Origin of the sequence: Streptomyces herbicida, assembly GCF_032656585.1 — a bacterium.
Taxonomy (GTDB): Bacteria; Actinomycetota; Actinomycetes; order Streptomycetales; family Streptomycetaceae; genus Streptomyces; species Streptomyces herbicida.
In genome coordinates, this window is record NZ_JAUYWJ010000003.1 from 222,249 (window position 1) to 248,481 (window position 26,233).

Consider the following 26,233-nt stretch of genomic DNA (forward strand, 5'->3'; position numbering starts at 1 on the left):
GGGATCTCCAGAGGGCCAGAGAGTCGGTTTCGCCCCCTTCTTATCCTCGCTCGCATGGTGGACGTGGGACCTGCCGAATCCGACGCGCCCGGTAGGCTGACCAGCGGGCCGTAACTGGCGCGCTGGGATGGGACCGACCATCGGGGAGCGGCCCGAGCGGGAAACAGTGCCGTGCGCCTGGGCCGAGCCGAGTACGCCGAATGTCACGTCCGGAGGTCCCCGATGCCCGAGAATTCTGTCAATCCTGCGCCTCTCTCCACCGAGTCGACGGCCTTCCGAGCCGCCCTCGACGTGATCCGCGCCGTCGAGCCGCGCGTCGCCGACGCCATCGGGCAGGAGGTCGCCGACCAGCGCGAGATGCTCAAGCTGATCGCCTCCGAGAACTACGCCTCCCCGGCCACCCTGCTGGCCATGGGCAACTGGTTCAGCGACAAGTACGCCGAGGGCACCGTCGGCCGCCGCTTCTACGCCGGCTGCCGCAATGTCGACACCGTCGAGTCCCTCGCCGCCGAGCACGCCAAGGAGCTCTTCGGCGCCCGCCACGCCTACGTCCAGCCGCACTCCGGCATCGACGCCAACCTCGTCGCCTTCTGGGCCGTCCTCGCCCAGCGTGTCGAGGCCCCCGCCCTGGAGAAGGCCGGCGTCCGCCAGGTCAACGACCTCTCCGAGGCCGACTGGGCCGAGCTCCGCCAGGCCTTCGGCAACCAGCGCATGCTCGGCATGTCCCTGGACGCCGGCGGCCACCTCACCCACGGCTTCCGCCCGAACATCTCCGGCAAGATGTTCGACCAGCGTTCCTACGGCACCGACCCGGCCACGGGCCTGATCGACTACGAGGCGCTGCGCGCGTCGGCCCGCGAGTTCAAGCCCCTGATCATCGTGGCGGGCTATTCGGCCTACCCCCGCCTGGTGAACTTCCGGATCATGCGTGAGATCGCCGACGAGGTCGGCGCGACGCTCATGGTCGACATGGCCCACTTCGCGGGCCTGGTCGCGGGCAAGGTCCTGACCGGCGACTTCGACCCGGTCCCGCACGCCCAGATCGTGACCACGACCACCCACAAGTCGCTGCGCGGCCCGCGCGGCGGCATGGTCCTGTGCGACGACTCCCTCAAGGACCAGGTCGACCGCGGCTGCCCGATGGTCCTCGGCGGCCCGCTCCCGCACGTCATGGCCGCCAAGGCCGTCGCCTTCGCCGAGGCCCGTCAGCCCTCCTTCCAGGACTACGCCCAGCGGATCGTGGACAACTCCCGGGCGCTGGCCGAGGGCCTGATGCGCCGCGGCGCCACCCTGGTCACCGGCGGCACGGACAACCACCTCAACCTGATCGACGTGGCCACGTCCTACGGCCTCACCGGCCGCCAGGCCGAGGCCGCCCTCCTCGAGTCCGGCATCGTCACCAACCGCAACGCGATCCCGGCCGACCCCAACGGTGCCTGGTACACCTCGGGCATCCGCATCGGCACCCCGGCGCTGACCACGCGCGGCCTCGGCACGGCCGAGATGGACGAGGTCGCGGGCCTGATCGACCGCGTCCTGACCACGGCGGAGGCGGGCACCACCAAGTCGGGCGCTCCGTCCAAGGCGGCCCACGTCCTGGACCCGAAGATCGCGGAGGAGATCGCCCAGCGGGCGACGGACCTGGTGGCGGGCTTCCCGCTGTACCCGGAGATCGACCTCGGCTGACACCGGTACCCCGGGCAGCCCCCGCGGCTGCCCGGGACCCGTTCCGGGTGGCGGCCGCGCTCTGAGAGAATGATGAGCATGGCCTCTGATCGTCCCCGCGTGCTCTCCGGAATCCAGCCCACCGCAGGCTCGTTCCACCTCGGCAACTACCTCGGCGCCGTCCGTCAGTGGGTGGCCCTGCAGGAGTCCCACGACGCGTTCTACATGGTCGTCGACCTGCACGCGATCACGATCCCGCAGGACCCCGCGGAGCTGCGCGCGAACACCCGGCTGGCCGCCGCCCAGCTCCTGGCCGCCGGCCTCGACCCGGATCGCTGCACGCTCTTCGTCCAGAGCCACGTGCCCGAGCACGCCCAGCTCGCCTGGATCATGAACTGCCTCACCGGCTTCGGCGAGGCCTCCCGCATGACCCAGTTCAAGGACAAGGCCGCCAGGCAGGGTGCCGACCGCGCCTCCGTCGGCCTGTTCACGTACCCGATCCTGCAGGTCGCGGACATCCTGCTGTACCAGGCCAACGAGGTTCCGGTCGGCGAGGACCAGCGCCAGCACGTCGAGCTCACCCGTGACCTCGCCGAGCGCTTCAACGGCCGCTTCGGCCAGACCTTCACCGTCCCGAAGCCGTACATCCTCAAGGAGACGGCGAAGATCTTCGACCTCCAGGACCCGTCGATCAAGATGAGCAAGTCGGCGTCCACGCCGAAGGGCCTCATCAATCTCCTCGACGAGCCGAAGACCACCGCGAAGAAGGTCAAGAGCGCCGTCACCGACACGGACACCGTGGTCCGCTTCGACGCCGAGAACAAGCCGGGCGTGAGCAATCTGCTCACGATCTATTCGACGCTCACCGGTGCGGGTATCACCGATCTGGAAGAGAAGTACGAGGGCAAGGGCTACGGTGCGCTCAAGACCGACCTCGCCGAGGTGATGGTCGAGTTCGTGACCCCGTTCCGGGAGCGCACCCAGCAGTATCTGGACGACCCCGAGACGCTCGACTCGATCCTGGCCAAGGGCGCGGAGAAGGCGCGGGCCGTCGCCGCGGAGACCCTCTCCCAGGCGTACGACCGCGTGGGCTTCCTGCCGGCCAAGCACTGAGGCGTACGACCGCACATACGTACCACTGGGCAGAGCGCTGCACATCACTCCGGCTGCGCCTGCCCACAGCACAGCCGTGGCCTTACAGTCGATAGCCGGACGGCTGAGTACGAACCAGACACCTCACTCGACAGCGCATCCGGCAGCGCACCGGACACGACGACAGGAGACGACGTGGGGACCGTAACGATCGGCGTGTCGATCGCGGTCCCGGAGCCTCACGGCAGCCTGCTCCAGGAGCGGCGCGCGGGCTTCGGCGACCCCGCGGCTCACGGCATCCCCACTCACGTCACGCTGCTGCCGCCGACGGAGGTCGACGCCACCGAGCTGCCGGTCATCGAGGCGTATCTGACCGAGGTCGCCGCGGCAGGCCGCCCCTTCCCGATGCGGCTGTCCGGCACCGGCACCTTCCGGCCCCTGTCGCCGGTGGTGTACATGAAGGTCGTCCAGGGCGCCGAGGCCTGCGCGCTGCTGCAGAAGCGGGTCCGGGACGCCTCCGGTCCCGTGGCGCGCGAGCTGCAGTTCCCGTACCACCCGCACGTCACGGTGGCGCACGGCATCGACGACGCCGCGATGGACCGCGCCTTCGAGGAACTCGCCGACTACGACGCCGAGTGGCCCTGCACGGGCTTCGCGCTCTACGAACAGGGCCCCGACGGTGTGTGGCGCAAGCTCCGCGAGTTCACCTTCGGCGGCTCCGTGGTGCCGCCGCAGGCCGGACACGCGGACGTGGAACGCGGGACGATCGCCAGCCGCTGAGCGCTCCGCTCGGCGCTCCGCTGTAAGTGCCGACATGTGCCGTCGGTTGTCTGCGGCGCTGTCCTGGCTGGTCGCGCAGTTCCCCGCGCCCCTTTGGGGCGCGTGTCGCAGGGCCGGGATGACAGGGCATGGCGTTGGCGGTGCCCGTATTTGGCCGCTGAGTGGTTTGTTGGGGGTGCCGCGATGGTCGTCGGTTGTCTGCGGCGCTGTGCCGGCTGGTCGCGCAGTTCCCCGCGCTCCTTTGGGGCGCTGCCGGGCTAGATCGGCAGCCGGCGGAACACCGCCCGGGGCGCGTGCCGCAGGGCCGACATGACCAGGCGCAGCATCCCCGGCACCCACACCGTCTCCGTGCGCCGCCGCAGCCCGAGCTCGATGGCCGTGGCGACCTCCTCCGGCGTGGTGGACATCGGCGCCTCCTCGAGACCGGCCGTCATCCTGGAGCGTACGAAGCCGGGGCGTACGACCATGACGTGGACCCCGGTGCCGTGCAGCGCGTCGCCGAGGCCCTGGGTGAAGGCGTCGAGGCCGGCCTTGCTGGAGCCGTAGATGAAGTTCGAGCGGCGGGCGCGCTCACCGGCGACCGAGGACAGCACCACCAGGGAGCCGTGCCCTTGGGACTGGAGGGCCCGCGCGCACACCAGACCCGCCGACACCGCGCCCGTGTAGTTGGTCTGGGCGACGCGCACGGCGCTCATCGGTTCCCGCTCGTCGCGCGCCTGGTCGCCGAGGATCCCGAAGGCGAGCAGCACCATGTCGATGTCGCCCTCGGCGAAGACCTTGCCGAGCACGGTCTCGTGGGACTCGGGGTCGAGCGCGTCGAAGGCGACGGCGCGGACGTTCGCCCCCTGGGAGCGCAGGCCCTCGGCGGCCTCCTCCAGGGCGGTCGAGGGGCGGCCCGCGAGCCACACCGTGCGGGTGCGGCGGGCGACGAGCCGGCGCACGGTGGCCAGGGCGATCTCGGACGTGCCGCCGAGGACGAGCACGGACTGGGGGATGCCGAAGGCGTCCTTCACGACAGCTCCTTGGGGGATCGGAACGGCTGGAGTGGGGCTCAGAGGCCGAGACGCCGGGCGAGGTCCGAGACGAAGAGACCGCCCGGGTCCAGTTCCGCGCGCAGGGCCCGGAAGTCGGCGAGCCGGGGATACATCGCGGCGAGCAGGTCCGGGCGCAGCCGGGAGTCCTTGGCGAGGTAGACGCGTCCGCCGGCCGCGGCGACCTCCTCGTCGAGCTCGTCGAGGAACGCGCCGAGGCCGGGCAGGGCGGCCGGGATGTCCAGGGCGAGAGTCCAACCGGGCACCGGAAAGGAGAGCCAGCCGGGGTCGGCGTCCCCGAAGCGCTTGAGGACGGCCAGGAAGGAGGGGCAGCGGCGCCCGGAGATACGGCGGACGATCCGGCGCAGGGCCTCCTCCTGGCCGTGTCCGACGACGAACTGGTACTGGACGAGGCCGCCGCGGCCGTAGATCCGGTTCCAGTGCGGCACTCCGTCCAGGGGGTGGAAGAAGGCGGAGATCCGCTGGAGTTCACCGCTGCGCGCGCGGGGCGCCTTCCGGTACCAGAGCTCGTTGAACAGTCCCACGGAGGTACGGCCGAGCAGCCCGTCCGGGACGAGGGCGGGGGCGGCCGGGAGCTGCCGGGGGCGGAAGGACAGCGGGCGGCGCCACGCGCGTGTGCCCTTGCGCAGGGCCTGCCGGGGCGCGTGGTCGCCGCGGGTGAGCACCGCGCGCCCGGTCGCCGCGCCGCGGGCCAGCAGGTCGATCCAGGCGACCGAGTAGCGGTAGCGGTGGTCGGTGGCCGTCAGACGGGTCATCAGGTCGTCGAGGTCGGTGGTGCGTTCGGTGTCGACCGCCATGTACGACGTCTCGACCGGCAGCAGCCGCATGGTGGCCGTGAGGATCACCCCGGTCAGGCCCATGCCGCCCGCGGTCGCGTCGAACAGAGGTGTGCCGCGGCCGACCGCGTGGATCTCGCCGTCGGCCGTGAGGAGTTCGAACGACAGCACGTGGCGGGAGAAGGAGCCGGAGACATGGTGGTTCTTGCCGTGGATGTCGGCGCCGATCGCCCCGCCGACCGTGACCTGACGGGTGCCCGGCGTCACCGGCACGAACCAGCCGAGCGGCAGCAGCACCTCCATCAGCCGGTGCAGGGAGACGCCCGCGTCGCACAGCACGGTGCCGCCGTCGGCGTCGATGGCGTGGATGCGGTCGAGACCCGTCATGTCGATGACGGACCCGCCGGCGTTCTGCGCGGCGTCCCCGTACGCCCGCCCCAGTCCCCGCGCGATGCCTCCCCGGGCCCCGCACTCCCGGACGGCGGCCACGGCCTCCTCGTAGCTCCGCGGGCGGATCAGCCGGGCGGCGGTGGGGGCGGTACGGCCCCAACCGGTGACGGACACCGTGTCTTCGGACATGGCGGTGACCGTATCGCCCTTATATGGGCGATTGGTTATGGAACATTACCCCCATCCCCGAAATGGGTGATTAATGGTATGTCGCACAATATGATCGTAGTGATGACGACGGTCGACGTGAACAGTGAGTCCACATGGACGACTTCGACGACCTGGACCACAGAATCCTTTCCGCACTGCATGCCTGCGGCACCCATCCGCGCGTCGCGTCCGCCGCACGCGGCCTGTCCCTCGCCGGCGAGCACGGCGCGCTGTGGCTCGGGACGGGACTCGTCGGAGCCGCCGTGGACGGCAACCGGCGCGGCTCCTGGTTGCGCGGCACGGCGCTCGTCGCGGGCGCGCACCTTGCCAGCATGGGCCTGAAGCGGCTCGTGCGCCGTGCGCGCCCCTCGCACGTCGAGCCCCTGGTGCGCACCGCGGGCCGGCACTCCTTCCCGAGCTCCCACGCCTCCTCCTCCGCTGCCGCCGCCGTCGCCTTCGGGGCGCTGGGGACCTACGGGATCGCGCCGCTCGCCGCCGCCATGTGTCTCTCCCGTCTGGTCGTCGGCGTCCACTACCCGACGGACGTGGCCGCCGGCGCGGCGCTGGGCACGCTCACGGCCCGGCTCGGAGCGCGCTGGATGAGGGGGCGCGCCCATGACTGAGACGGCGCCCCTCACGAACGGTGTGCCCGCCTCCCAGCCCGGGCCCGCCCCGGGTCCCGCGCACACCGGGCAATCCGCGCTCCTGGAGGAGCGCGCCCACCACGAGCCACCCGCACGCGTGCGCACGGTCACCCTCCTCACCGGCCTGCTGAAGACCACCCGCCCCAAGCAGTGGGTGAAGAACACCCTCGTGGTCGCCGCCCCGGCCGCCGCCGGGCAGCTCTTCTCCCGGCATGCCCTCGTCCAGGTCGGCCTGGTCTTCGTCCTGTTCACCGGCTGCGCCGCCGCCGTCTATCTGATCAACGACGCCCGCGACGCCGCGGCCGACCGCGCCCACCCCTCCAAGTGCCGCCGCCCGGTCGCCGCCGGACAGGTCCCGGTGCCCGTCGCGTACGCCGCCGGAGGCGCCCTGGCCGTCCTCGCGCCGGCCGCCGCGGCCTGGCTGACCTCACCCGTCGTCGCGGCCCTCCTGACGGCCTACATCGGCGTACAACTGGCGTACTGCGTCAGCCTCAAGCACGTCCTGGTGGTCGACCTCGTCGTCGTCACCACCGGCTTCCTGATGCGGGCGATGATCGGCGGGGTCGCGCTCGGCATCCCGCTGTCCCGCTGGTTCCTGATCACCACGGGCTTCGGGGCGCTGTTCATGGTGTCGGCCAAGCGCTACTCCGAAGCCCTGCAGATGGCCGGAAAAGCGGGCGCCACGCGTGCGTTGCTCACCGAGTACACCACCGGCTACCTCCGCTTCGTCTGGCAGCTCGCGGCCGGTGTCGCGGTCCTCGCCTACTGCATGTGGGCCCTGGAAGAGGGCGGTGTGCCGCACGCGAGCGTGCTGCCCTGGCGGCAGCTGTCGATGGTCGCCTTCATCCTCGCGATCCTCAGGTACGCCGTCTTCGCCGACCGCGGCACCGCGGGCGAGCCCGAGGACGTGGTCCTGCACGACCGGGCCCTGGCTCTGATCGGGTTGGCCTGGCTGGCGATGTACGGCCTGGCGGTGGCGAATTGGTGACCCGGGCGCAGCGGGCCGAGATGCTGGGTTTCGCCACCGTGGGGCTCCTCGCCTACGTCACCGACCTCGCCCTCTTCACCGGTCTGCGCGGCCCGGTCGCCCTGGACCCGCTCACCGCCAAGTCCCTGTCCTTCGTCGCGGGCTGCACGGTCGCGTACACCGGCAACGCGCTCGGCACGTACCGGCACACACAGCCGCAGGGCGTGCGCCCGTACGCCGTCTTCGTCGCCGTGAACATCGCGGGCGCCCTGGTCCAGCTCCTGTGCCTCGCCATCAGCCACTACGGCCTCGGCCTCACCTCGCAGCGCGCCGACACCGTCTCCGGGGCGGGAATCGGCATGGCGCTCGCCACTGTCCTGCGGTTCTGGGGTACTCGGACATTGGTGTTCCGCAACGAGGGCAGAGTCGGATCATGGACTGGCTGAAGAAACTTCCCGTAATCGGGCCGCTCGTCACGCGCCTGACGGCCACGCACGCGTGGCGGTCGTACGAGCGCCTGGACCGGGTGAAGTGGACCCGGCTGGCCGCCGCGATGACCTTCATCAGCTTCATCGCGCTGTTCCCGCTGCTGACCGTGGCCGCCACGATCGCCGCCGCCACCCTGAGCGAGTCGCAGCAGCGGGATCTCCAGAACAAGATCGCCGATCAGGTGCCGGGCATCTCCGACCAGCTCGACATCCACGCCCTGGTCCAGAACGCCGGCACGGTCGGACTCATCGCCGGCGCCTTTCTGCTGCTGACCGGCATCGGCTGGGTCGGCCAGATGCGCGACTGCCTGCGCGCGGTGTGGGAACTGCCGGACAGCGAGGAGAACCCCTTGCTGCGCAAGGCCAAGGACGCGGGGGTCCTGGTCGGCTTCGGCGGCGCGGTGCTGACCACCCTCGCCGTCTCCACCGTCGCCTCCGCCATGGTGGGCTGGATCAGCGACCAGCTCGGCATCGACCGCGCGAGCTGGGGCAGCGTCCTGCTGCGGACCGCCGCGTTCGCCGTCGCCGTCCTCGCCGACTTCCTGCTGCTGCTCTACGTCCTGACCCTGCTGCCCGGCGTCGAGCCGCCGCGCCGCCGCCTGCTCGTCGCGGCGCTGATCGGCGCGGTCGGCTTCGAGCTCCTGAAACTGCTGCTCAGCGGCTATATCCAGGGCGTCGCCACGAAGAGCATGTACGGCGCTTTCGGTGTCCCCGTGGCCCTGCTGCTGTGGATCAACTTCACCTCGAAGCTGGTCCTGTTCTCCGCCGCCTGGACGGCGACGGAGAGCGAGGAGACGGAGCTCACGGACGAGACGACCGGCGGCGCACCAGATCCGGCAGCGGCCACCGGCGGTTGACCAGGAACACCCCGCCCGCCAGCAGCGCCAGCAGGCCGGCGGTGATCGCCAGCGCGACGCCGACGCCGCTCCCGGAGGAGGCGCTCGCCACCGACTTCGAGGACGAACCGCCGCTCCCGGCACCGCCCGTCTCACCGGAGGAGGCCGTGGCGCCCGGCTTGGCGCTGGACTGCACGGCGCTCTTCGGGGCCACCAGCGCGCCCACCGGCGTGACCTTGCCGGCCGCTTTGAAGCCCCAGTCGAAGAGCTTGGCGGTCTCCTTGTAGACCTCGTTGTGCTCGTTCTTCTCCGGCTTCATGACGGTGACCAGCAGCACCCGGCCGTTGCGCTCGGCGACTCCGGTGAAGGTCGCGCCCGCGTTGGTGGTGTTGCCGTTCTTCACACCGGCGATGCCCTGGTAGACCGGGATGTCACTGTCTCCGCTGAGCAGCCGGTTGGTGTTCTGGATCTCGAAGGACTCGCGGACGGACTTGCCCTTCTTCTTGGTCGTCCCGCCCGGGAACGCCGCCCGCACGGTCGAGCAGTACTCGCGGAAGTCCTTCTTCTGCAGCCCCGAACGGGCGAACAGCGTCAGGTCGTACGCCGACGAGACCTGTCCCTTCGCGTCGTAGCCGTCGGGGCTGATCACGTGCGTGTCGAGCGCCTGCAGTTCCTCGGCGTGCGCCTGCATGTCCTGCACGGTCTGCTCGACGCCGCCGTTCATCGCGGACAGCACGTGCACGGCGTCGTTGCCGGAGCGCAGGAAGACGCCGAGCCACAGGTCGTGGACCGTGTAGGTCTCGTTCTCCTTTATCCCGACCATGCTGGAACCGGCGCCGATGCCCGCCATGTCGGACGGCACCACCTTGTGCTTCGTCGACTTGGGGAACCTCGGCAGGACCGTGTCGGCGAACAGCATCTTCAGGGTGCTCGCCGGGGGCAGTTGCCAGTGCGCGTTGTGCGCGGCGAGCACCTCGCCGGACTCGGCGTCGGCGACGATCCAGGAGCGCGCGGTGAGGTCCTTGGGCAGCACGGGGACGCCGTCGGCCAGGTTGACCTGGGTACCGGCCCGGCCGAGGCGGGCACCGCCGACCGACGACATGTGCGCCGGGGGAGTGGCGGACGGGCTCGTCGACGGGCTCGGGGCCGCGAGGGCGGCGGGCACGGTGAGCGAAAGGGACAGCAAGGTGGCGGAAGCGACCAGCAAGGATCGCTTGCCGGTCTTCTTGGGTGCGGGCACGGTCGAGAACGTACCTGCAGCGAGTCGCGAAGTCCCGCGCGCCCTCCCACCCCGGGCGCGGATCCGGACGGCCGGCGGCGATACTGGTGGCATGAAGCTCAGCCGCCCGGTCTCCTGGTTCCTGCTCGCCTTCGGGGTGTGGAGCTGGGTCATCTGGGTCACTTTCGTCAAGAATCTGATCAAGGACAGCAGCGGACTCGCGTTCGACGACGGCCACCCGACGGCCTACTTCTGGGTGCACCTGCTGCTGGCTGTCGTTTCCTTTGTATTGGGGACGGTCATCGGGGTCATCGGGTTGCGCGGACTGCGCGCACTGCGCCGGACGTCATAGCGGGGGATACGGCAGCTTGGTCATCGTCTTCGTCCTGGTCGCCCTGGCCGTCCTGGCCGTCGTGGCCGGGCTGCACCGGTACCTCTGGCGCCGTCTGGTCCGCGACACGACCCGCGGCGCGGGGCCGGCCCGCCGCGTGGGCACGGGTGTCTTCGTCGCCGGTCCGACGCTGATGATCACAGCGCTGGTGGCCGAGCGCTCCGGCGCCCCCTTCTGGCTCCAGCGCACCCTGGCCTGGCCCGGCTTCCTGTGGATGGCGCTGTGGCTCTACCTGATGCTGGCGGTGGTGGCCGGAGAGGCCGTACGGCCACTGCTGCGACGGCTCATGGAGAAGCGAGCACCCGCACGGGCACCCGCGGCCGAAGCACCGGAGCCCGAGACCGCGAGCGTCGCCGCGTCGGCCGAGGGCACGGCCCTCGGCGAGACGAACGCCCCTTCGGCGACCCCGCCCCAGGCCGCCGGGCCCGCCGCCGGGACCACTCCCGGGAGCTCCGCCCCCGAACCCTCCGACTTCACCCGCCGCCTCTTCGTCTCGCGCGTCGTGGGCGGAGCCGCCGCGACCGCCGCCGTCGCGACCGTCGGATACGGGACGTACGGCGTGCTGCGCGGCCCGAGCGTGAAGCACGTCACGGTCCCGCTGGCCAAACTCCCGCGGTCCGCGCACGGATTCAGGATCGCCGTCGTCAGCGACATCCACCTGGGCCCCGTCCTCGGCCGGGGCTTCGCGCAGAAGGTCGTCGACACGATCAACGCGACCCAGCCCGACCTGATCGCGGTCGTCGGCGATCTCGTCGACGGAAGCGTGAAGGACCTCGGCCCGGCGGCCGCCGAGCTGGCCCGGCTGAGCGCGCGGCACGGGGCGTACTTCGTCACCGGGAACCACGAGTACTTCTCCGGCGCCGAGCAGTGGGTCGAGGAGGTGCGGCGGCTCGGGCTGCACCCGCTGGAGAACGCCCGCACCGAACTGCCCGCCTTCGACCTGGCCGGCGTCAACGACCTGGCGGGGGAGAGCGAGGGCCGGGGCCCCGACTTCGCCAGGGCGCTCGGAGACCGCGACACCTCACGCGCCGTCGTCCTGCTGGCCCATCAGCCGGTCCAGATCCACGAGGCCGTGAAGCACCACGTGGACCTCCAGCTCTCCGGCCACACCCACGGCGGGCAGCTCTGGCCCGGCAACTTCGTCGCGGCCGCCGCCAACCCGACCGTCGCGGGCCTGGACCGCTACGGCGACACGCAGTTGTACGTGTCCCGGGGAGCGGGCGCCTGGGGGCCACCGACCCGGGTCGGCGCGCCGTCGGACATCACTGTGATCGAACTGGCGTCGAGGCAGGCATGACCCGCATGCGCGCGACGTGACTGTGAAGACGCTGTGAAATTCGCAGGAAACAAGCGCCCGGTAAGTTCTTTCTCATCTCGTCAGATTGTTCTTCCCCCGGTTGAAACACGTGTGATTAGGTGAGCCGCGCCACTAAGGGGAGTGGCATTTTGTGCTGGCCTTGGGTAGGGCCGGGCTGGGTCCTGGGGAGGGCACCACCATGCGATCTGTTCGCATGCGGATTCTCGCGACGCTTCTCGTGCTTGCGGCCGTGGGACTGGGCGGCTGGCAGCTGTTGCCGTCGCAGGGGAACGCCGGCAGAACCATCACGGTAGGCACCACGGACGCCGTCACATCGCTCGACCCGGCCGGTGCCTACGACGCCGGTTCCTGGGCCTTGTTCAGCAACGTCTTCCAGTCGTTGCTGACCTTCGAACCGGGCGGCGTCGAGCCGGTGCCCGACGCGGCGCAGAGCTGCGCATTCGTGGGGACCGGACTCCAGACGTATCAGTGCAGGCTGCGCGAGGGGCTCACGTTCCCGAGCGGGCGCGCGGTGACCGGCGAGGACGTGAAGTACTCCTTCGACCGGGTGAAGAAGATCAATTCCGATGTCGGCCCGGCGTCCCTGCTGTCCACGCTCGACTCGGTGAGCGCCGAAGGCAACACGGTCACCTTCCATCTGTCGTCGGCGGACGCCACCTTCCCGTTCAAGGTGGCCACCGGCGCCGGCTCGATCGTCGACCGGACCAGATACCCGGCCGACGCCCTGCGCAGGGGCGCCGAGGCGGACGGCACCGGCCCCTACACGCTGACCGGGTACACCAAGGACCGGCAGGCCGACCTCACGCCGAACACCCACTACAAGGGCGACATCGGCGGCACCGGCCGCCCCGTCCGGCTGCGCTACTACGCCGACTCGGCCAAGCTGAACAGCGCCTGGAAGGCCAAGGAGGTCAATGTCGCCACGCGGACGCTGCCGCCGGAGGTCCTGTCCCGGCTCTCGGCGAGCGACCCCGACCAGCGTGTCACGGAGTCCGACAGCTCCGAGACCCGCAACCTCTACCTCAACACCCGCGCGGGCTCCCCGCTGCACGAGGTGGCCGTCCGCCGGGCCATGGCCTGGCTGATCGACCGCGAGCAGCTGGCCGCCAAGGTGTACGACGGCACGGTAGACCCCCTGTACTCGCTGATCCCGACCGGCATCACCGGCCACACCACCTCGTTCTTCGACGACTACCCGAAGCAGAGCACCGCGAAGGCCAAGGCCCTGCTCATCGAGGCCGGCGTCAAGCTCCCGGTCCGTTTCACCTTCGGCTACGGCAAGGGACGCGGCGCGGGCGCGGAGGAGGCCGCGGAGCTGAAGCAGCAGCTGGAGGCCGGCGGCCTGTTCAAAGTGGACGTCCAGGGTTACGAGTGGACCGGCTTCCAGAAGCGCTGGGCGGCCGGCAAGCTCGACGCGTACGCGGTCGGCTGGGTCGCCGACTACCCGGACCCGGACACCTTCGCAGCCCCGCTGGTCGGCACCGGCTCCACCATGCACACCGGCTACAGCAACAAGCTGGTCGACAACCTCATCGTGAACAGCCAGACGTACGCCGATCGCAGCCTCGTCTCGCAGGACTTCCGCAACCTGCAGGCGGACGTGGCCGCCGACGTGCCGCTGATACCGCTGTGGCAGCGCAAGGAGTACGTCGTCAGCAGCGAGGACGTCGGCGGCGGCCAGTACCTCTCCGACGGCACCGGTGTGTTCCGGCTGTGGCGGCTGACCTGGATCTGACGCGATCCGGTCGCGTGCGCAGCAACATACGGCCGAACGGCGCGGAGCAGACACCTGAGGCGGCACCCTGTGACGGAGGTGCGCATGGGGTGAGGAGCAGATGTGCTGAGACGCAACTCCTTCCGGCTGCCCCGGCATCCGGCTTCCGTCGGACTCGCCCGGCACCGGGTCCGGGACCATCTGGCCGACTGGGGTCACGGTCCCGGTGACCCGGCGGTGCAGGACGCGGTGCTGCTGGTGTCCGAGCTGGCCACCAACGTCGTACGCCACGGCCCTCCCCCAAGCTCTTCGAGCCGGGGGGACCCCCACCTCGAGCGGGAGTTCGAGGTCGCGGTGACGGCGCTCGCGGACGGCTCCTGCCTGATAGAGGTCTCCGACGAGGGCCGCCTCGAGCCCCGGCTGCGGGTGGTGGGCGACCGGGCCGAGACGGGCCGCGGACTGCACCTCGTGGAGAGCATCGCGGCAGCCTGGGGGGTGTGGAGCCGGGGCAGACACGGCAAGACGGTGTGGGCGCTGGTGGTGGCCGACACCTGAAGCCGTGGACCCGGGCCGGGACCTACGGCCTCACGGTTCCCCGGTCACCCGGGTCGGCAGGGTCACCGTCACCGCCAGACCCTGCCCGGGAGCCGTCAGCACCGCGACCTCGCCACCGTGCGCCTGTACGACGCCCTGCACGATCGCCAGGCCCAGCCCGCTGCCCGCGCCGCCGCCCGCACGGAAGAAGCGGTCGAAGACCCGCGCCGCGTCCTCCTCGGCCAGCCCCGGACCCTCGTCCGCGACGCACACCCGGACGACCCCGTCCTCCCGCTCCACGCCCAGCCGCACCGGCACGTCGGCGGGCGTGTGGATGCGCACGTTGGCCACCAGATTGCCCAGCACCTGCCGCAGCCCCGACTCGTCCGCCCGCACCAGCAGGGAACCGTCGGCGGCCACGGTGACCGGACGGTCCGGCTGCTGCACCCGCAGGTCCTCGGCCGCGTCCCGCACCAGGCGGCTCAGGTCCACGTTCCGCAGGCGCAGTTCGGGCCGCTGGTCGAGGCGGGCGAGGGTGAGCAGCTCGTCGACCAGCCGCCCCATGCGGTCCGCCTCGGCGTTCACCCGGTCCCAGGCACGTCTGCGCTCGTCCGGCTCGGTCAGCATGCCCTTGTCGTAGAGCTGGAGGTAGCCGCGTATCGCCGACAGCGGGGTGCGCAGCTCGTGCGAGGCGTCGGCGACGAACCGGCGCAGCTGGGCCGCACTGCGCTCGCGCGTCCGGTACGCCGACTCCACCTGGTGCAGCATGGAGTTGAGCGCGACCCGCAGCTGCTCGACCTCCTGGGTCGGATGGTGGCTGGAGGGCACCCGCCGGGTGAGGTCGCCCTCGGCTATGGCCGACGAAGTTTCCACCATGTCCTCCAGGGGCCGCAGCCGCCGCCGGACGCTGAACATCGTCAGACAGCCCAGCAGCGCGAGCAGCAGGGTGCCGACGGCGAAGTCGAGCTTCAGGGCCTTGGCTATGCCCTTGTGCAGGGCGTCGGTGGAGGTGGCGAGCAGGATGTAGTGACCGTCCGCGAGCCGGATCGCCGTCACACGGTACGCGGCGCCGTGCACCGTGACATCGTGCGGGTCGGGGTCCGCTGCGAGGGCCCGCGGATCGTCCACCGCCTCCGCGAGGCCGCGCTGGGCGAGGGTGGGTTTGATGTCGAAGAGCGTCATGGCCTCGCCCCGGCCGTCGACCGCGGTGAAGATCGAGTCCGGGGCCGGCTGCTCGTCCGACCCGGTGGGCGCGATCCGGTCGCGGACCACGCCGAGCACGCTCAGCGAGTCGATCTGGCGCAGGGTGAGCCGCGAACCGCCCAGCGAGTCACGCATCTTGACCATCTCGGAGTCCACCTGGCCGACCAGATAGTGGCGCATCCCCATCAGGCTGACCGCGGTCGCCGCGATGATGCCGACGGCGAGCAGCGCGACGTTCGCCAGGGTCATCTTGCCGCGCAGGGAGTGGACCCCGTGGGGCCGTTGGAACCGGGGGAGCCTCATGCCAGCCCGTATCCGACACCCCGCCGGGTGGTGATCACCGGGGGCCCCAGGGTGTCCAGCTTGCGCCGCAGATAGCTGATGTAGGTCTCGACGACGGTCGACTCGGCCGGGGTGTGCTCGTACTGCCAGACGTGGCGCAGGAGTTGCTCCTTGGGCACGATCCGGCCGCCGTTGCGCACCAGGAACCGCAGCAGCGCGTACTCGGTGGGGGTCAGCTCGACCGTGCGGCCCGCGCGGTGCACCGAGTACGTCGTCTCGTCCAGCTCCAGGTCGCCGTAGCGCAGCGGCGGCTGCTGCGGGATGACGTCGGCCATGGGGGTGCCCCCTGCCCGGGCGGGGTCGAGAGCTCGGGGGAGGGTGCGGCGCAGCACGGCGGCGATCCGGGCGACGACCACGTCGATGTCGAACGGCTTGGTGATGTAGTCGTCGCCGAAGGCGAGGGCGCCGACTATCTCGGCGGGCGAGTCGCGCGCGGTGAGGAAGACGAGAGCCAGCTCGGGCTGCCGGGCGCGCAGCTCGCGCCCCAGGGCGCGGCCGTCCCCGTCCGGCAGCATGACGTCGAGCAGCGCGGCGTCGGGCCGGGTGCGCTCGGCGAGCGCGAGGGCCTCGCGGACGGTGCCCGCCGTCATCACCTCGAAGCGGTGGTAGCGCAGGGCGATGGCGAGGACGTCCGAGATGCTCGGCTCGTCCTCCACGACCAGCACGGTTCCTGGAGCCGTCATGCCCCAAGTATCCGTACGCCCACCGACAACGGGGGCCGGTCACAGCTTTGGAGTTCCTTGAGAGTCGAGCCGGTCCCATGTCCACACGCGAGTGGCGCCCCCGATCCTGTTGCCCAGGACCTGGGGGACCGACCGAACGAACCGGACGATCAAGGAGCTTTGAACGTGGAGGCATGGGCACGGTGGTGCTATCGGCACCGGCTGGCGGTCCTGTTGGTGTGGGTGGGGGCGCTGTTCGGCCTGGGATACTCGGCGTCGACGGCGGGGACGGACTACGCGAACGTCTTCTCTCTTCCCGACACGGACTCCAAGCGCGCGTACGACCTGATGGAGAAGGCGTTCCCGGACAGCTCGGGCGACACCGACACGGTGGTGTGGAAGGTCGACTCGGGCTCGGTGAAGGACCAGGACGTACGGTCCCGGATCCAGCCGGCGCTGGAGAAGATCGCGGGGATGAAGGGCGTCGGCGACGTCACCGGCCCCTACTCCGGCCCCCGCGGCGCGGCGCAGGTCAGCCGTGACGGACGGATCGCGTACGCACAGATCACGTTCACGGACCGGGCGAACGCCGTACCCAAGGACCTGGTCCAGGACGTCGTCGACACCGCACAGGCCGCCGAACGCGGCGGTCTCCAGGTGGAGCTCGGCGGCCAGGCGATCCAGCGGGTGCAGGAGCCGCCGACGGGCCTGGCGGAGATGGTCGGCATCGTGGCCGCCGCCGTAGTGCTGTTCCTGGCCTTCGGCTCGCTCTTCGCGATGCTGCTGCCGATCGGCGTGGCCGTCTTCGGCGTGGGCACGGGCCTTTTCTCCACCCAACTGCTCAGCCACGCCACCGACATCCCCGATCTGGCCCCGCTGCTCGCCACCCTGATCGGCCTCGGCGTCGGCATCGACTACGCGCTGTTCATCGTCACCCGGCACCGGCGCGGCATCCTGCGCGGCGTGGACCCCGAGCAGTCGGCGGTCACCGCCCTCAACACCTCCGGCCGCGCGGTGCTGTTCGCGGGCGGCACGGTGTGCATAGCGCTCGCCGGAATGCTGGTGACGAATCTGCGCTTCCTGGACGGCGTGGTGATAGGCACCTCCCTCACGGTGGTGCTGAGCGTCCTGGCGGCGACCACGCTCCTGCCGGCCCTGCTCGGCTTCCTCGGGCCCCGGGTGCTCAGCCGCCGTCAGCGCCGCCGGCTCGCCGCACAGGGCCCCGAGCAGGAGCGGGCGAGCGGACTCGCGGCGCGCTGGTCGGCGGGCGTCCAGAAGCGCCCGCGTACGATCGCCGCGCTCGCCGTGGTCCTCATGGCCGCGCTCGCCCTCCCGGTGCTGGCGCTGCGGCTCGGCGCGACGGACCAGGGCAACGACGACGCGTCGACGACCACGAGGAAGGCGTACGACCTGCTCGCGGAGGGCTTCGGCCCCGGCTTCAACGGCCCGCTGCAGGTGGTGACGTCCGGCGGCGACACGACGACCCTGGTGAAGGACCTCGAGGCGACGTCCGGGGTGGCCCGGGTGGCGCCGCTGCCGCCCGCGAAGGGCGTCACGGTCATCCAGGTGGTCCCGACGACCTCGCCCCAGTCGAAGCAGACGGACGAGCTGATCGACGTCCTGCGCGACCAGGTGATCCCGAAGGCGGGCGTGCAGGCGCACGTGGGCGGTGTGACGGCGGTGTCGAAGGACTTCGCGACGGTCACCGGCGACCGCCTCCCGCTCTTCATCGCGACCATCGTCGGCCTGGGCTTCCTGCTCCTCCTGATCGCCTTCCGCTCCCTGGTGGTGCCGCTGACCGCCGCGGTGATGAACCTGATCGCGGCGGCGGCCTCCTTCGGCGTCCTCGTCGCGATCTTCCAGTGGGGCTGGGGCCTGGATCTGCTCGGCCTCGGCAAGGAGGGCCCGATCAACGCCTTCCTGCCGGTCATCATGCTGTCCCTGCTCTTCGGCCTGTCGATGGACTACCAGGTGTTCCTGGTGAGCCGGATGCACGAGGAGTGGGTCCACACGAAGGACAACGCGCGCGCGGTGCGTGTCGGTCTGGCCGAGACCAGCCGCGTCATCAACTCCGCGGCACTGATCATGGTCTGCGTCTTCCTGGCGTTCGTCCTCAGCGGAGACTCGGGCGCGGCGACGGCGGGCGTGGGCCTTGCGGTCGCGGTGGCCCTGGACGCGTTCATCCTGCGTACGGCGCTGGTGCCGGCGGCGATGCATCTGCTGGGCGGCGCGAACTGGTGGCTGCCCGGGTGGCTGGAGAAGCGGCTGCCGCATCTGGCGGTGGAGCCGAAGGAGGAGGTCGGGGAACCGGCTGAACAGGAGAGCGGCCCCGCCTCGGTGGTCCACGGCTTCGTCCGCACGGCGGACGGCGGCCCCGTCGAGAACGCCGTGGTGACCCTGCTCTCGAAGGGCGGCCGCCAACTGGACCGGGTGACGTCCCTGGCCGACGGCTCGTACATCGTGTCGGTACCGGCGCCGGGATCCTATGTGCTGGCGGTGACGGCGGGCTCGCACGGCTCCCGGGCCAGGCATGTGGCGGTGGCGGACGGGCCGGTGGTGTTCGACGTGGAATTGGCGGAGGGGGAGGTGGACGCGGTCAATTAGCCTTCAGCTGACCGGCCTTGAGGATCCGGTCCACGTCGAGGGTGACCTTGGCGCCGACGGAGTCCGGAAGGGTGACGAGCTCGCCGGGGGCGTGTACGCGATGATGGGCGTACTCGTCCCCGGAAGGGCCGGTGCGGACGTGGAAGCACTGATGCTCGCGGTCGACGATGACGTAGGCGGGGATCTTTGCCTCCGCGTATACAGAGTCCTTGATGTGGAGGTCGGTCATCCAGTAGGCGGATGTGACTTCGAGGACGAGTGGCAGTAAGCGGCGTGGCATCGGCGGGCACGAGAAGAACCTTGCAGGTTGGGCCAGTGCCAGGGGTTCCAAACGAGCCGCTTCACCCGAAAGCGATCACTCCGCCCCGCCCCGCCGCCCCTTGCCCGCAGGGTCCGGCAGCGCCCGCGTCATCCCCGGCAGGAAGTCCGTGAACAGCTCGTGCACCTCGTGCACCAGCGGCCGCAGCACCCGGAACCGGGCCAGTGACACCCCTCGCGCGGTGAGCCGTGCCCCCCGCGCCGCCAGGCGGTAGCTGCGCTCGCGGCCCTCCGTGCGGTCGAAGATCCAGTACAGGACGAGCCCCATCTGGGAGAGCCACATCAGCTCGGGCAGGACCTCCCGCAGTTCCTCCGGCACCTTGGTCTTCGCCCCGCGCAGCACCTCCTTGTGGACGCTGATCGCCTCCACGCGCGCGTGCTCGCTCTCCGTGGAGAAGGGGCTGAGCGGGCTGTCCGGATCGGCGGCGTTCTTGAAGAACTGCACCGCGAACTCGTGGTACGGCCGCGCGACGTCCAGCCACGCCTTCAGCACGCCCGCGAGCCGCGCCTCCAGGTCGGTCTCCCGGGCCAGGACCTCCCGGACCGCCACCCGGTGCTCGGCGGCGATCCGGTCGTAGAAGCCCTGGATCAGGTGCTCCTTGCCCTCGAAGTAGTAGTACGCGTTGCCGACGGAGACCCCGGCCTCCTTGGCGATGGCCCGCATCGTCGTCTTGTCGTAGCCGCGCTCCTGGAACAGCCGCATCGCGGTCTCCAGGATCAGCGCGCGGGTCTGCTCGGACTTGCTGGGGGCGTCGGCCTCACCGGGCCGGCCGGACTCGTTCATCGCGGGCACACTCAGAGCCTAACGACTGGCGCAGGCACCGCCGTCGCACCCGGGAGGAGCGTACGTCCACCCCTGGCGGGGGTCGTACGACCAGCCGTCCTCCCGCCGGTAGACCTTCCCGCCCCACTGCGCGCTCCGCCACTTGGCCGCGGCCAGCACCGCGCCCTTGGCGAGACCGGTGCCGACCGTGGTGCTGAGCCGGTGGGCGAGCGGGCGGTACTCGCGCAGGGCCCACAGGACGACGATCCAGGCGGCGGCGCCCCGGTAGACCTGCCCGGCGTCCCCGACGACGGTGACCTCGTCGAGGGTGGCGCGGTGGTCGAGCCCGGGAAAGCGGCGCCGGGCCTCCTGCGACCCCGCGGGGACCAGCTCCAGCGGCACCAACTGCCGCTGCTTCACGAGCCAGTCGCGCACATGGGCGCACAGGGAGCAGTCGGCGTCGTACAGCACGGTGAGCCCGTGGACCGGGACGCGCGCGGCGCCCCGGTCTGCGGTGGCCGTCACGGCGCTCACACCCCGGTGCCCGGGGCGGCCCAGCCCTGCGGCGCGACGGGCGGCACCTGCTCCCGGTCCAGTACTCCGCGCCGCCGGATCCGGCTCAGCACGTACACATTGCCCAGGTGCATCACACCGAGCACGAGCAGCACCACGCCGAGCTTGGTCGACAGGGCCTCGAAGATGCCGCGGGTGTCCTCGATCGTCTCGTCACCGCTCAGGTACAGCGCCACGAACCCGAGGTTGACCAGGTAGAAGCCGACCACCAGGAGGTGGTTGACCGCGTCGGCGAGCTGCTCGTTCCCGTGCAGTACATCGGAGAGGAAGATCCGTCCGTTGCGGCTGAGCGTGCGGGCCACCCAGACGGTCAGCGCGATGCTGACGGCCAGGTAGATGACGTAGGCGATGACGGTGCGGTCCATGCCCCACCCCTTCTTGAACGCGTTCAAAACGCTGACAGGGATGACTGTAGACCTGTTTTTGAACGTGTTCAACTCAATGGCGGCGAGCCCCGCTTCAGGGGCGTCTGCCGAGCTCCGGGCGCTTGGAGTAGTCCGCGAACCCGAGGACGTTGCCCCAGGGGTCGGCGATCTCGACCGTCCATCCGGTCGCCACGGGGAAGGGTTCGTCGAGCAGGGCGACGCCGCGCTCGGTGAGCTTGCGTGCCGCGACACGCGCGTCCGGCACCTCCAGCCAGACACGCGGCGAGGGCCATGTGGGCTGCCGGTACCCCAGCTCCTCCTCGGCCCGCAGCAGAATCCCGGGTGTCTCGCCCCCGACCTTCAGCAGTGCGATCCCGCCCTCGTCGAACCGGAACGCGACACCGAACCCGGCGCGCTCGTAGAAGCCGACGGCCTCCCCGAGGTCCCCGACGGGGAGCAGTACGTTGTCGAACCCGAGCAGCTCGTACGACTCGTCATCTGACATGCCATCAGATTAGGTACGGCGCACCGGGCCCCCACGCGGACAGACCGCGGAGGTCACCCGCCCGGCGGTGTCGGAGAGGGGCGAGCTCGGTCCGGCCGGTGAAGCGACCGCCCACCTGCGCGGCGAGCCGACGCACCCGGTCCAGGGTGCGTTCTCCGCGCAGATGCGCGAGGACGCTGTGGTCGGGGGAGCGCTCGCACTGGTACCGGTCCCGGGAGCTCACCGACAGCGTGAGATACGCGTGCTTCTGGTAGATCTCCCCGAGACCCGCTTCCGGGCCCTCGGGCCAGGCGTTCAGGTCCCACCCACGGCCGCCGCGTCCTCGGCGCGCAGGGCTCGGACGTGTACGCCGTCCAACTGAGGCATCCGTCCCCTTGAAGTCCGAACCCGGGCTCGGCCCGGGAACGCGAGCGGGCCCCGTCCCGGTGTGAAACCGGAGACGGGGCCCACCTCGCCGTAGGGGAGCGGAGCTCAGAAGCGGCGCGTGATGAGCGCCTTCTTCACCTCGGCGATCGCCTTCGTGACCTCGATGCCGCGCGGGCAGGCGTCCGTGCAGTTGAAGGTCGTGCGGCAGCGCCACACGCCGTCACGGTCGTTGAGGATCTCCAGGCGCTGCTCGCCGGCCTCGTCACGCGAGTCGAAGATGAAGCGGTGCGCGTTGACGATGGCCGCCGGGCCGAAGTACTGGCCGTCGTTCCAGAAGACCGGGCAGGAGGACGTGCAGGCGGCGCAGAGGATGCACTTCGTCGTGTCGTCGAAGCGCTCGCGGTCCTCCGCCGACTGCAGCCGCTCGCGCGTCGGCTCGTTCGTGTCCTTCGTGATGAGGAAGGGCATCACGTCCCGGTACGCCTGGAAGAACGGCTCCATGTCCACGACCAGGTCCTTGAGGACCGTGAGGCCCTTGATGGGCTCGATCGTGATCGGCTTCTCGGGGTTGATGTCCTTGATCAGCGTCTTGCAGGCAAGACGGTTCTTGCCATTGATCCGCATCGCGTCCGAGCCGCAGATGCCGTGGGCGCAGGAACGACGGAAGGTCAGGGTGCCGTCGACGTCCCACTTGATCTTGTGCAGACCGTCGAGGACACGCTCCTTCGGGTCGATTTCCAGCTGGAAGTCTTCCCAGGCCGCCTCGGCCGAGACCTCCGGGTTGAACCGGCGGACCCGGAACGTGACCGTGATGTAGGGAGAGACCGGGGCCTCCGCCTCCACCTTGTCCAGAACAGGAGTTGCCATCAGTACTTACGCTCCATCGGCTGGTAGCGGGTCTGGACGACCGGCTTGTAGTCGAGACGGACGGACTCGGTGCCGTCGTCGCCCACCTCGCGGTACGCCATGGTGTGGCGCATGAAGTTGACGTCGTCGCGGTTCGGGTAGTCCTCGCGGTAGTGACCGCCGCGGGACTCCTTGCGGGCCAGGGCCGACACCGCCATGACCTCGGCCAGCTCGAGCAGGTTGCCCAGCTCGATCGCCTCCAGGAGGTCCGTGTTGAACCGCTTGCCCTTGTCCTGGATCGCCACGTTCTTGTAGCGCTCACGCAGCTCGGCGATCTTCTCGACCGCGGTCTTGATCGTCTGCTCGGTGCGGAACACCATGACGTTGGCGTCCATGGTCTCCTGCAGCTCGCGACGGATCTGGGCGACCCGCTCGTTGCCGGTGGAGTTGCGCAGCTGCTCGATCTGCTCGACGACGAAGGCCTCCGGGTTCTCCGGCAGCTCGACGTAGTCCGCCTTCTGGGAGTACTCGGCGGCGGCGATGCCCGCGCGGCGGCCGAACACGTTGATGTCCAGCAGGGAGTTCGTGCCGAGACGGTTGGCGCCGTGCACCGACACACAGGCGACCTCGCCGGCCGCGTACAGGCCCGGGACGACCGTGGTGTTGTCCGACAGGACCTCACCCTCGACGTTCGTCGGGATGCCGCCCATCGCGTAGTGCGCGGTCGGCTGGATCGGGATCGGGTCCGTGTACGGCTCGATGCCGAGGTAGGTGCGCGCGAACTCGGTGATGTCCGGGAGCTTGGCGTCCAGCTGCTCCGGCGGGAGGTGGGTGAGGTCGAGGTAGACGTGGTCGCCCTCGGGACCGCAGCCGCGGCCCTCGCGGATCTCCGTGTAGATGGAGCGGGACACGACGTCACGCGACGCCAGGTCCTTCATCACCGGCGCGTACTTCTCCATGAAGCGCTCACCGTCCTTGTTGCGGAGGATGCCGCCCTCACCACGGGCGCCCTCCGTCAGCAGGATGCCCATGCGCCAGATGCCGGTCGGGTGGAACTGGAAGAACTCCATGTCCTCCAGCGGCAGACCGCGGCGGTAGACGGCGGCCTGGCCGTCACCGGTCAGCGTGTGGGCGTTCGACGTCACCTTGAAGAACTTGCCCGTGCCGCCGGAGGCGTAGATGACCGCCTTCGCCTGGAAGACGTGGATCTCACCGGTGGCGAGCTCGTAGGCCACCACGCCGGCCGACTTCTTGACGCCGTCGACCTCGGTGATCAGCTGGTCCAGGACGTAGAACTCGTTGAAGAACTCCACGCCCTCCTTGACGCAGTTCTGGTACAGCGTCTGGAGGATCATGTGGCCGGTGCGGTCCGCGGCGTAGCAGGACCGGCGGACCGGCGCCTCGCCGTGGTTGCGGGAGTGTCCGCCGAAGCGGCGCTGGTCGATGGTGCCGTTCGGGGTGCGGTTGAACGGCAGGCCCATCTTCTCCAGGTCGAGGACGGCGTCGATGGCCTCCTTCGCCAGGATCTCGGCGGCGTCCTGGTCGACCAGGTAGTCACCGCCCTTGACCGTGTCGAAGGTGTGCCACTCCCAGTTGTCCTCCTCCACGTTGGCCAGCGCGGCGGCCATACCGCCCTGCGCGGCGCCCGTGTGGGAGCGGGTGGGGTAGAGCTTGGTCAGGACCGCGGTGCGGCTGCGCTTCGTCGACTCGATGGCCGCGCGCATGCCGGCGCCGCCGGCGCCGACGATGACGGTGTCGTACTTGTGGATCTTCATGATTCTCGCAGCCCCGTGCCTAGCGGATGTTCGGGTCGAAGGTGAAGATCACCAGCGTGCCCAGCAGGATGGTGAACACCGTGGCGGTGTAGAGCAGGCCCTTGAGCCACAGCCGGGTGTTCGCGCGCTCCGCGTAGTCGTTGATGACCGTGCGCAGGCCGTTGGCACCGTGCAGCATCGCGAGCCAGAGCATCAGGAGGTCCCAGACCTGCCAGAACGGGGACGCCCAGCGGCCGGCCACGAAGGCGAAGCCGATCTTGGAGACACCGCCGTCCAGTACGAGCTGGATCAGCAGGTGGCCGAGGACGAGGACGACCAGCACGATGCCGGACAGACGCATGAACAGCCAGGCGGCCATCTCGAAGTTGCCGCGGGTGGACCGCGGGGTCTTCTTGGTGCGCTTGCGCGGAGCCTCGATGAGCGGGGCCGGGTTGTCGACGTCGTACAGGGCGTCGCCCTCGACGGGGCCGATCCCGGACGCGGTGGTTTCAGTGGTGGACATCGGCGTCAGCTCCCGAACAGAACACGAGCGGCGTGGCCGAGGACCGGGTAGATCGCGCCGGCCATCAGGACGACCCAGACGACGACCACGGACCACAGCATCTGCTTCTGGTAGCGCGGACCCTTCGACCAGAAGTCGACGGCGATGACGCGCAGGCCGTTGAGCGCGTGGAAGAGAATGGCGGCCACCAGGCCGTACTCCAGCAGCGCGACGATCGGCGTCTTGTACGTGGCTACGACCTTGTCGTAGTCCTCGGGGGAGACACGGACGAGAGCGGTGTCCAGCACATGAACGAACAGGAAGAAGAAGATGAGGACGCCGGTGACTCGGTGAGCCACCCAGGACCACATTCCTTCCCGGCCGCGGTACAGCGTTCCAGCCGGCACGGAAGAACCCTCCGGGAGCGGGGACTAGGGCCGCGCCGGCTTCGGTTGTCGGTCGGGCCCGGCCGGGTACGGTCCACCGGCCCCCAGCATCGTAGCCACGTGCCGCCGCTCGTCTGACAGGGGGCCTACCTCGTGTGATCAAACTGGCACCGGACGGGCTATTGGCGGGGCGGCATCTGGGGTGGGGTGTCCTGTTATCTGCCGTGTGCCGAGCCGTCGTGGCTGGTCGTTCCCCCACGTTCTCGGCTTCGCTCGAACAAGGGGGACCCCCATCGTGGCGGAGCCGCAGGTCGATTCGGCGCCGCGCCCCTGAGGTGATGGACCAGACGTCCCCTTCCCAGGCGCCGGAGTTCGTCCGCCGCCACGACCCGCTCCTCCTCCCGATCGTTTGTCAATCGTGATCGGATTCCTTCGAGGATGCGGTCGAGGGTTTCCTCGGGCGGAGTGTCACCCAGATAGATGACGAACGCATGTCCGAATCGCGCCTCGTATGCGGCATGTGCGGCACTCAGTGCCGTATGTGCGGCGGAGTACGTGTCCTCGGGAAGGTCCGGCAACGACTCCCCGGCCAGCGCTTCCGAGAGGTCCGCGGGAGCGAGGTCGTACGCCGCCTCGTCCGCCGCGGCCAGGAGGGAGTCCAGGTCGGGGTAGGGGCGGTGGTCGGCGACCCGCCGTGCCCAGCGCAGGCTGTGCAGGCAGGCGAGGAGGACGGCGTGGGCCTCTTCGACGGGCGCGGTGTTGAAGCCCTCCAGGAGGTCGGCGCAGGTGGGGGTGCGGGTCTGCTCCGGGAGGTACGGGAGACGGTGCGCAGGCAGCGTGGGTCCTCGCGTCACATGTGTTTTGGCAGGGGATGCTGGGAAAGATGTGTCGCCACGTTACCGAGAGCGGTCAGGGTGTGTCCGAAGGATGCCCGAATTTCACTCGGACGGGAGAGTTTCGGAACATGC

General features: G+C 70.3%; 27 protein-coding genes, 1 pseudogene and 1 riboswitch. Of the genes and pseudogenes, 12 read left to right on the top strand and 16 right to left on the bottom strand.

Translation table 11 applies throughout. The annotated features are described in order from the left end of the window. Window positions 1-100 precede the first annotated feature (100 nt). Window positions 101-190: riboswitch (ZMP/ZTP riboswitch) on the top strand. 32 nt (window positions 191-222) lie between these two features. From Q8A52_RS08075 to Q8A52_RS08085, 3 genes are all read left to right on the top strand, one after another. After that, window positions 223-1,686, top strand: a complete 1,464-nt coding sequence (locus tag Q8A52_RS08075) for a glycine hydroxymethyltransferase (protein WP_316747565.1) — start codon at window positions 223-225, stop codon at window positions 1,684-1,686. 78 nt (window positions 1,687-1,764) lie between these two features. Beyond that, window positions 1,765-2,778: a tryptophan--tRNA ligase gene (trpS, locus tag Q8A52_RS08080; RefSeq protein ID WP_316747566.1), complete on the top strand. Its 1,014-nt coding sequence runs from the start codon at window positions 1,765-1,767 to the stop codon at window positions 2,776-2,778. Window positions 2,779-2,952: 174 nt separating this feature from the next. Then, window positions 2,953-3,537, top strand: a complete 585-nt coding sequence (locus Q8A52_RS08085) for a 2'-5' RNA ligase family protein (RefSeq protein WP_316747568.1) — start codon at window positions 2,953-2,955, stop codon at window positions 3,535-3,537. Window positions 3,538-3,794: 257 nt separating this feature from the next. Here Q8A52_RS08085 and Q8A52_RS08090 read toward each other — a convergent pair whose 3' ends face one another. Then, window positions 3,795-4,550 carry a decaprenylphospho-beta-D-erythro-pentofuranosid-2-ulose 2-reductase gene (locus Q8A52_RS08090; protein WP_316747571.1) on the bottom strand — a complete coding sequence of 252 codons (756 nt, stop codon included), beginning with the start codon at window positions 4,548-4,550 and terminating at the stop codon, window positions 3,795-3,797. 38 nt (window positions 4,551-4,588) lie between these two features. After that, complete coding sequence (locus Q8A52_RS08095; RefSeq protein WP_316747573.1) at window positions 4,589-5,944, bottom strand: FAD-binding oxidoreductase; 1,356 nt, start codon at window positions 5,942-5,944, stop codon at window positions 4,589-4,591. Window positions 5,945-6,078: 134 nt separating this feature from the next. Between Q8A52_RS08095 and Q8A52_RS08100 the strand changes: the two genes are divergently transcribed. From Q8A52_RS08100 to Q8A52_RS08115, 4 genes are read left to right on the top strand one after another with little or no spacing between them, the layout of a single operon-like run. Next, entirely contained in the window at window positions 6,079-6,588 is a 510-nt protein-coding gene (locus Q8A52_RS08100) for a phosphatase PAP2 family protein (protein ID WP_316747575.1), read from the top strand. Beyond that, the gene (locus Q8A52_RS08105) at window positions 6,581-7,597 is read left to right on the top strand and encodes a decaprenyl-phosphate phosphoribosyltransferase (RefSeq protein ID WP_316747577.1); all 1,017 of its coding nucleotides are present in this window, start codon (window positions 6,581-6,583) and stop codon (window positions 7,595-7,597) included. The genes Q8A52_RS08100 and Q8A52_RS08105 overlap by 8 nt, the downstream gene beginning before the upstream one ends. Window positions 7,598-7,617: 20 nt before the next feature. After that, a complete protein-coding gene (locus Q8A52_RS08110; RefSeq protein ID WP_316748715.1) occupies window positions 7,618-8,022 on the top strand; it encodes a GtrA family protein in 405 nt (134 codons plus the stop codon). After that, the gene (locus tag Q8A52_RS08115) at window positions 8,010-8,921 is read left to right on the top strand and encodes a YihY/virulence factor BrkB family protein (protein WP_316747579.1); all 912 of its coding nucleotides are present in this window, start codon (window positions 8,010-8,012) and stop codon (window positions 8,919-8,921) included. The genes Q8A52_RS08110 and Q8A52_RS08115 overlap by 13 nt, the downstream gene beginning before the upstream one ends. On the opposite strand, the gene Q8A52_RS08120 is transcribed toward Q8A52_RS08115, so the two are convergent. Then, window positions 8,866-10,140 (bottom strand): D-alanyl-D-alanine carboxypeptidase family protein, encoded by a 1,275-nt coding sequence (locus tag Q8A52_RS08120; RefSeq protein WP_316747582.1) that lies wholly within the window; start codon window positions 10,138-10,140, stop codon window positions 8,866-8,868. The two genes, Q8A52_RS08115 and Q8A52_RS08120, sit on opposite strands and share 56 nt — an antisense overlap. A gap of 91 nt (window positions 10,141-10,231) precedes the next feature. On the opposite strand from Q8A52_RS08120, the gene Q8A52_RS08125 reads away from it, so the two are divergent. From Q8A52_RS08125 to Q8A52_RS08140, 4 genes are all read left to right on the top strand, one after another. Further along, window positions 10,232-10,471, top strand: a complete 240-nt coding sequence (locus tag Q8A52_RS08125; protein WP_316747584.1) for an SCO4848 family membrane protein — start codon at window positions 10,232-10,234, stop codon at window positions 10,469-10,471. Between the two features lie 16 nt (window positions 10,472-10,487). Beyond that, complete coding sequence (locus tag Q8A52_RS08130; protein ID WP_316747585.1) at window positions 10,488-11,807, top strand: metallophosphoesterase; 1,320 nt, start codon at window positions 10,488-10,490, stop codon at window positions 11,805-11,807. Window positions 11,808-12,006: 199 nt separating this feature from the next. After that, window positions 12,007-13,563: an ABC transporter substrate-binding protein gene (locus Q8A52_RS08135; RefSeq protein ID WP_316747587.1), complete on the top strand. Its 1,557-nt coding sequence runs from the start codon at window positions 12,007-12,009 to the stop codon at window positions 13,561-13,563. 102 nt (window positions 13,564-13,665) lie between these two features. After that, complete coding sequence (locus Q8A52_RS08140; RefSeq protein WP_316747589.1) at window positions 13,666-14,097, top strand: ATP-binding protein; 432 nt, start codon at window positions 13,666-13,668, stop codon at window positions 14,095-14,097. Window positions 14,098-14,127: 30 nt separating this feature from the next. Here Q8A52_RS08140 and Q8A52_RS08145 read toward each other — a convergent pair whose 3' ends face one another. Both Q8A52_RS08145 and Q8A52_RS08150 read right to left on the bottom strand, forming a co-directional pair. Continuing rightward, on the bottom strand, window positions 14,128-15,582 hold the full coding sequence (locus Q8A52_RS08145; RefSeq protein WP_316747591.1) for a sensor histidine kinase: 1,455 nt from the start codon (window positions 15,580-15,582) through the stop codon (window positions 14,128-14,130). Beyond that, window positions 15,579-16,304 (bottom strand): response regulator transcription factor, encoded by a 726-nt coding sequence (locus tag Q8A52_RS08150; RefSeq protein WP_316747593.1) that lies wholly within the window; start codon window positions 16,302-16,304, stop codon window positions 15,579-15,581. The genes Q8A52_RS08145 and Q8A52_RS08150 overlap by 4 nt, the downstream gene beginning before the upstream one ends. A gap of 165 nt (window positions 16,305-16,469) precedes the next feature. Between Q8A52_RS08150 and Q8A52_RS08155 the strand changes: the two genes are divergently transcribed. Continuing rightward, complete coding sequence (locus Q8A52_RS08155; RefSeq protein WP_316747595.1) at window positions 16,470-18,887, top strand: MMPL family transporter; 2,418 nt, start codon at window positions 16,470-16,472, stop codon at window positions 18,885-18,887. Here Q8A52_RS08155 and Q8A52_RS08160 read toward each other — a convergent pair. The 11 genes and pseudogenes from Q8A52_RS08160 to Q8A52_RS08210 all read right to left on the bottom strand — a co-directional run. Further along, a pseudogene (locus Q8A52_RS08160) lies at window positions 18,880-19,146 on the bottom strand (Uma2 family endonuclease); the annotation flags it as partial. The gene Q8A52_RS08155 and the pseudogene Q8A52_RS08160 sit on opposite strands and share 8 nt — an antisense overlap. A 96-nt stretch (window positions 19,147-19,242) precedes the next feature. Continuing rightward, complete coding sequence (locus tag Q8A52_RS08165) at window positions 19,243-19,989, bottom strand: TetR/AcrR family transcriptional regulator (protein ID WP_316748717.1); 747 nt, start codon at window positions 19,987-19,989, stop codon at window positions 19,243-19,245. An 18-nt stretch (window positions 19,990-20,007) separates the two neighbouring features. After that, window positions 20,008-20,502 carry a thiol-disulfide oxidoreductase DCC family protein gene (locus tag Q8A52_RS08170; protein WP_316747597.1) on the bottom strand — a complete coding sequence of 165 codons (495 nt, stop codon included), beginning with the start codon at window positions 20,500-20,502 and terminating at the stop codon, window positions 20,008-20,010. Beyond that, a complete protein-coding gene (locus Q8A52_RS08175) occupies window positions 20,499-20,906 on the bottom strand; it encodes a hypothetical protein (protein ID WP_316747599.1) in 408 nt (135 codons plus the stop codon). Before Q8A52_RS08175 ends, Q8A52_RS08170 begins: the two co-directional genes overlap by 4 nt. Window positions 20,907-21,000: 94 nt before the next feature. After that, window positions 21,001-21,411, bottom strand: a complete 411-nt coding sequence (locus Q8A52_RS08180; RefSeq protein WP_316747602.1) for a VOC family protein — start codon at window positions 21,409-21,411, stop codon at window positions 21,001-21,003. A 4-nt stretch (window positions 21,412-21,415) separates the two neighbouring features. Then, window positions 21,416-21,634 carry a hypothetical protein gene (locus Q8A52_RS08185; protein ID WP_316747604.1) on the bottom strand — a complete coding sequence of 73 codons (219 nt, stop codon included), beginning with the start codon at window positions 21,632-21,634 and terminating at the stop codon, window positions 21,416-21,418. Between the two features lie 248 nt (window positions 21,635-21,882). Beyond that, entirely contained in the window at window positions 21,883-22,644 is a 762-nt protein-coding gene (locus Q8A52_RS08190) for a succinate dehydrogenase iron-sulfur subunit (RefSeq protein WP_316747606.1), read from the bottom strand. Continuing rightward, window positions 22,644-24,398: a succinate dehydrogenase flavoprotein subunit gene (sdhA, locus tag Q8A52_RS08195; protein WP_316747608.1), complete on the bottom strand. Its 1,755-nt coding sequence runs from the start codon at window positions 24,396-24,398 to the stop codon at window positions 22,644-22,646. The genes Q8A52_RS08190 and sdhA overlap by 1 nt, the downstream gene beginning before the upstream one ends. A 19-nt stretch (window positions 24,399-24,417) precedes the next feature. After that, a complete protein-coding gene (locus Q8A52_RS08200; protein WP_316747610.1) occupies window positions 24,418-24,900 on the bottom strand; it encodes a succinate dehydrogenase hydrophobic membrane anchor subunit in 483 nt (160 codons plus the stop codon). Between the two features lie 5 nt (window positions 24,901-24,905). Continuing rightward, on the bottom strand, window positions 24,906-25,286 hold the full coding sequence (sdhC, locus tag Q8A52_RS08205) for a succinate dehydrogenase, cytochrome b556 subunit (protein ID WP_316747612.1): 381 nt from the start codon (window positions 25,284-25,286) through the stop codon (window positions 24,906-24,908). Between the two features lie 194 nt (window positions 25,287-25,480). Beyond that, window positions 25,481-26,119, bottom strand: coding sequence for a 2-oxo-4-hydroxy-4-carboxy-5-ureidoimidazoline decarboxylase (locus tag Q8A52_RS08210; RefSeq protein WP_316747614.1), 639 nt, complete (start codon window positions 26,117-26,119; stop codon window positions 25,481-25,483). Window positions 26,120-26,233: the final 114 nt, after the last annotated feature.

Coding starts and splice junctions, on each gene's coding strand:
- Q8A52_RS08075 (WP_316747565.1), top strand. CDS start 223: ATGCCCGAGAATTCTGTCAATCCTGCGCCTCTCTCCACCGAGTCGACG.
- trpS (WP_316747566.1), top strand. CDS start 1,765: ATGGCCTCTGATCGTCCCCGCGTGCTCTCCGGAATCCAGCCCACCGCA.
- Q8A52_RS08145 (WP_316747591.1), bottom strand. CDS start 15,582: ATGAGGCTCCCCCGGTTCCAACGGCCCCACGGGGTCCACTCCCTGCGC.
- Q8A52_RS08125 (WP_316747584.1), top strand. CDS start 10,232: ATGAAGCTCAGCCGCCCGGTCTCCTGGTTCCTGCTCGCCTTCGGGGTG.
- Q8A52_RS08180 (WP_316747602.1), bottom strand. CDS start 21,411: ATGTCAGATGACGAGTCGTACGAGCTGCTCGGGTTCGACAACGTACTG.
- Q8A52_RS08095 (WP_316747573.1), bottom strand. CDS start 5,944: ATGTCCGAAGACACGGTGTCCGTCACCGGTTGGGGCCGTACCGCCCCC.
- Q8A52_RS08165 (WP_316748717.1), bottom strand. CDS start 19,989: ATGAACGAGTCCGGCCGGCCCGGTGAGGCCGACGCCCCCAGCAAGTCC.
- Q8A52_RS08100 (WP_316747575.1), top strand. CDS start 6,079: ATGGACGACTTCGACGACCTGGACCACAGAATCCTTTCCGCACTGCAT.
- sdhA (WP_316747608.1), bottom strand. CDS start 24,398: ATGAAGATCCACAAGTACGACACCGTCATCGTCGGCGCCGGCGGCGCC.
- Q8A52_RS08200 (WP_316747610.1), bottom strand. CDS start 24,900: ATGTCCACCACTGAAACCACCGCGTCCGGGATCGGCCCCGTCGAGGGC.
- Q8A52_RS08135 (WP_316747587.1), top strand. CDS start 12,007: ATGCGATCTGTTCGCATGCGGATTCTCGCGACGCTTCTCGTGCTTGCG.
- Q8A52_RS08110 (WP_316748715.1), top strand. CDS start 7,618: ATGCTGGGTTTCGCCACCGTGGGGCTCCTCGCCTACGTCACCGACCTC.
- Q8A52_RS08105 (WP_316747577.1), top strand. CDS start 6,581: ATGACTGAGACGGCGCCCCTCACGAACGGTGTGCCCGCCTCCCAGCCC.
- Q8A52_RS08190 (WP_316747606.1), bottom strand. CDS start 22,644: ATGGCAACTCCTGTTCTGGACAAGGTGGAGGCGGAGGCCCCGGTCTCT.
- Q8A52_RS08175 (WP_316747599.1), bottom strand. CDS start 20,906: ATGGACCGCACCGTCATCGCCTACGTCATCTACCTGGCCGTCAGCATC.
- Q8A52_RS08115 (WP_316747579.1), top strand. CDS start 8,010: ATGGACTGGCTGAAGAAACTTCCCGTAATCGGGCCGCTCGTCACGCGC.
- Q8A52_RS08150 (WP_316747593.1), bottom strand. CDS start 16,304: ATGACGGCTCCAGGAACCGTGCTGGTCGTGGAGGACGAGCCGAGCATC.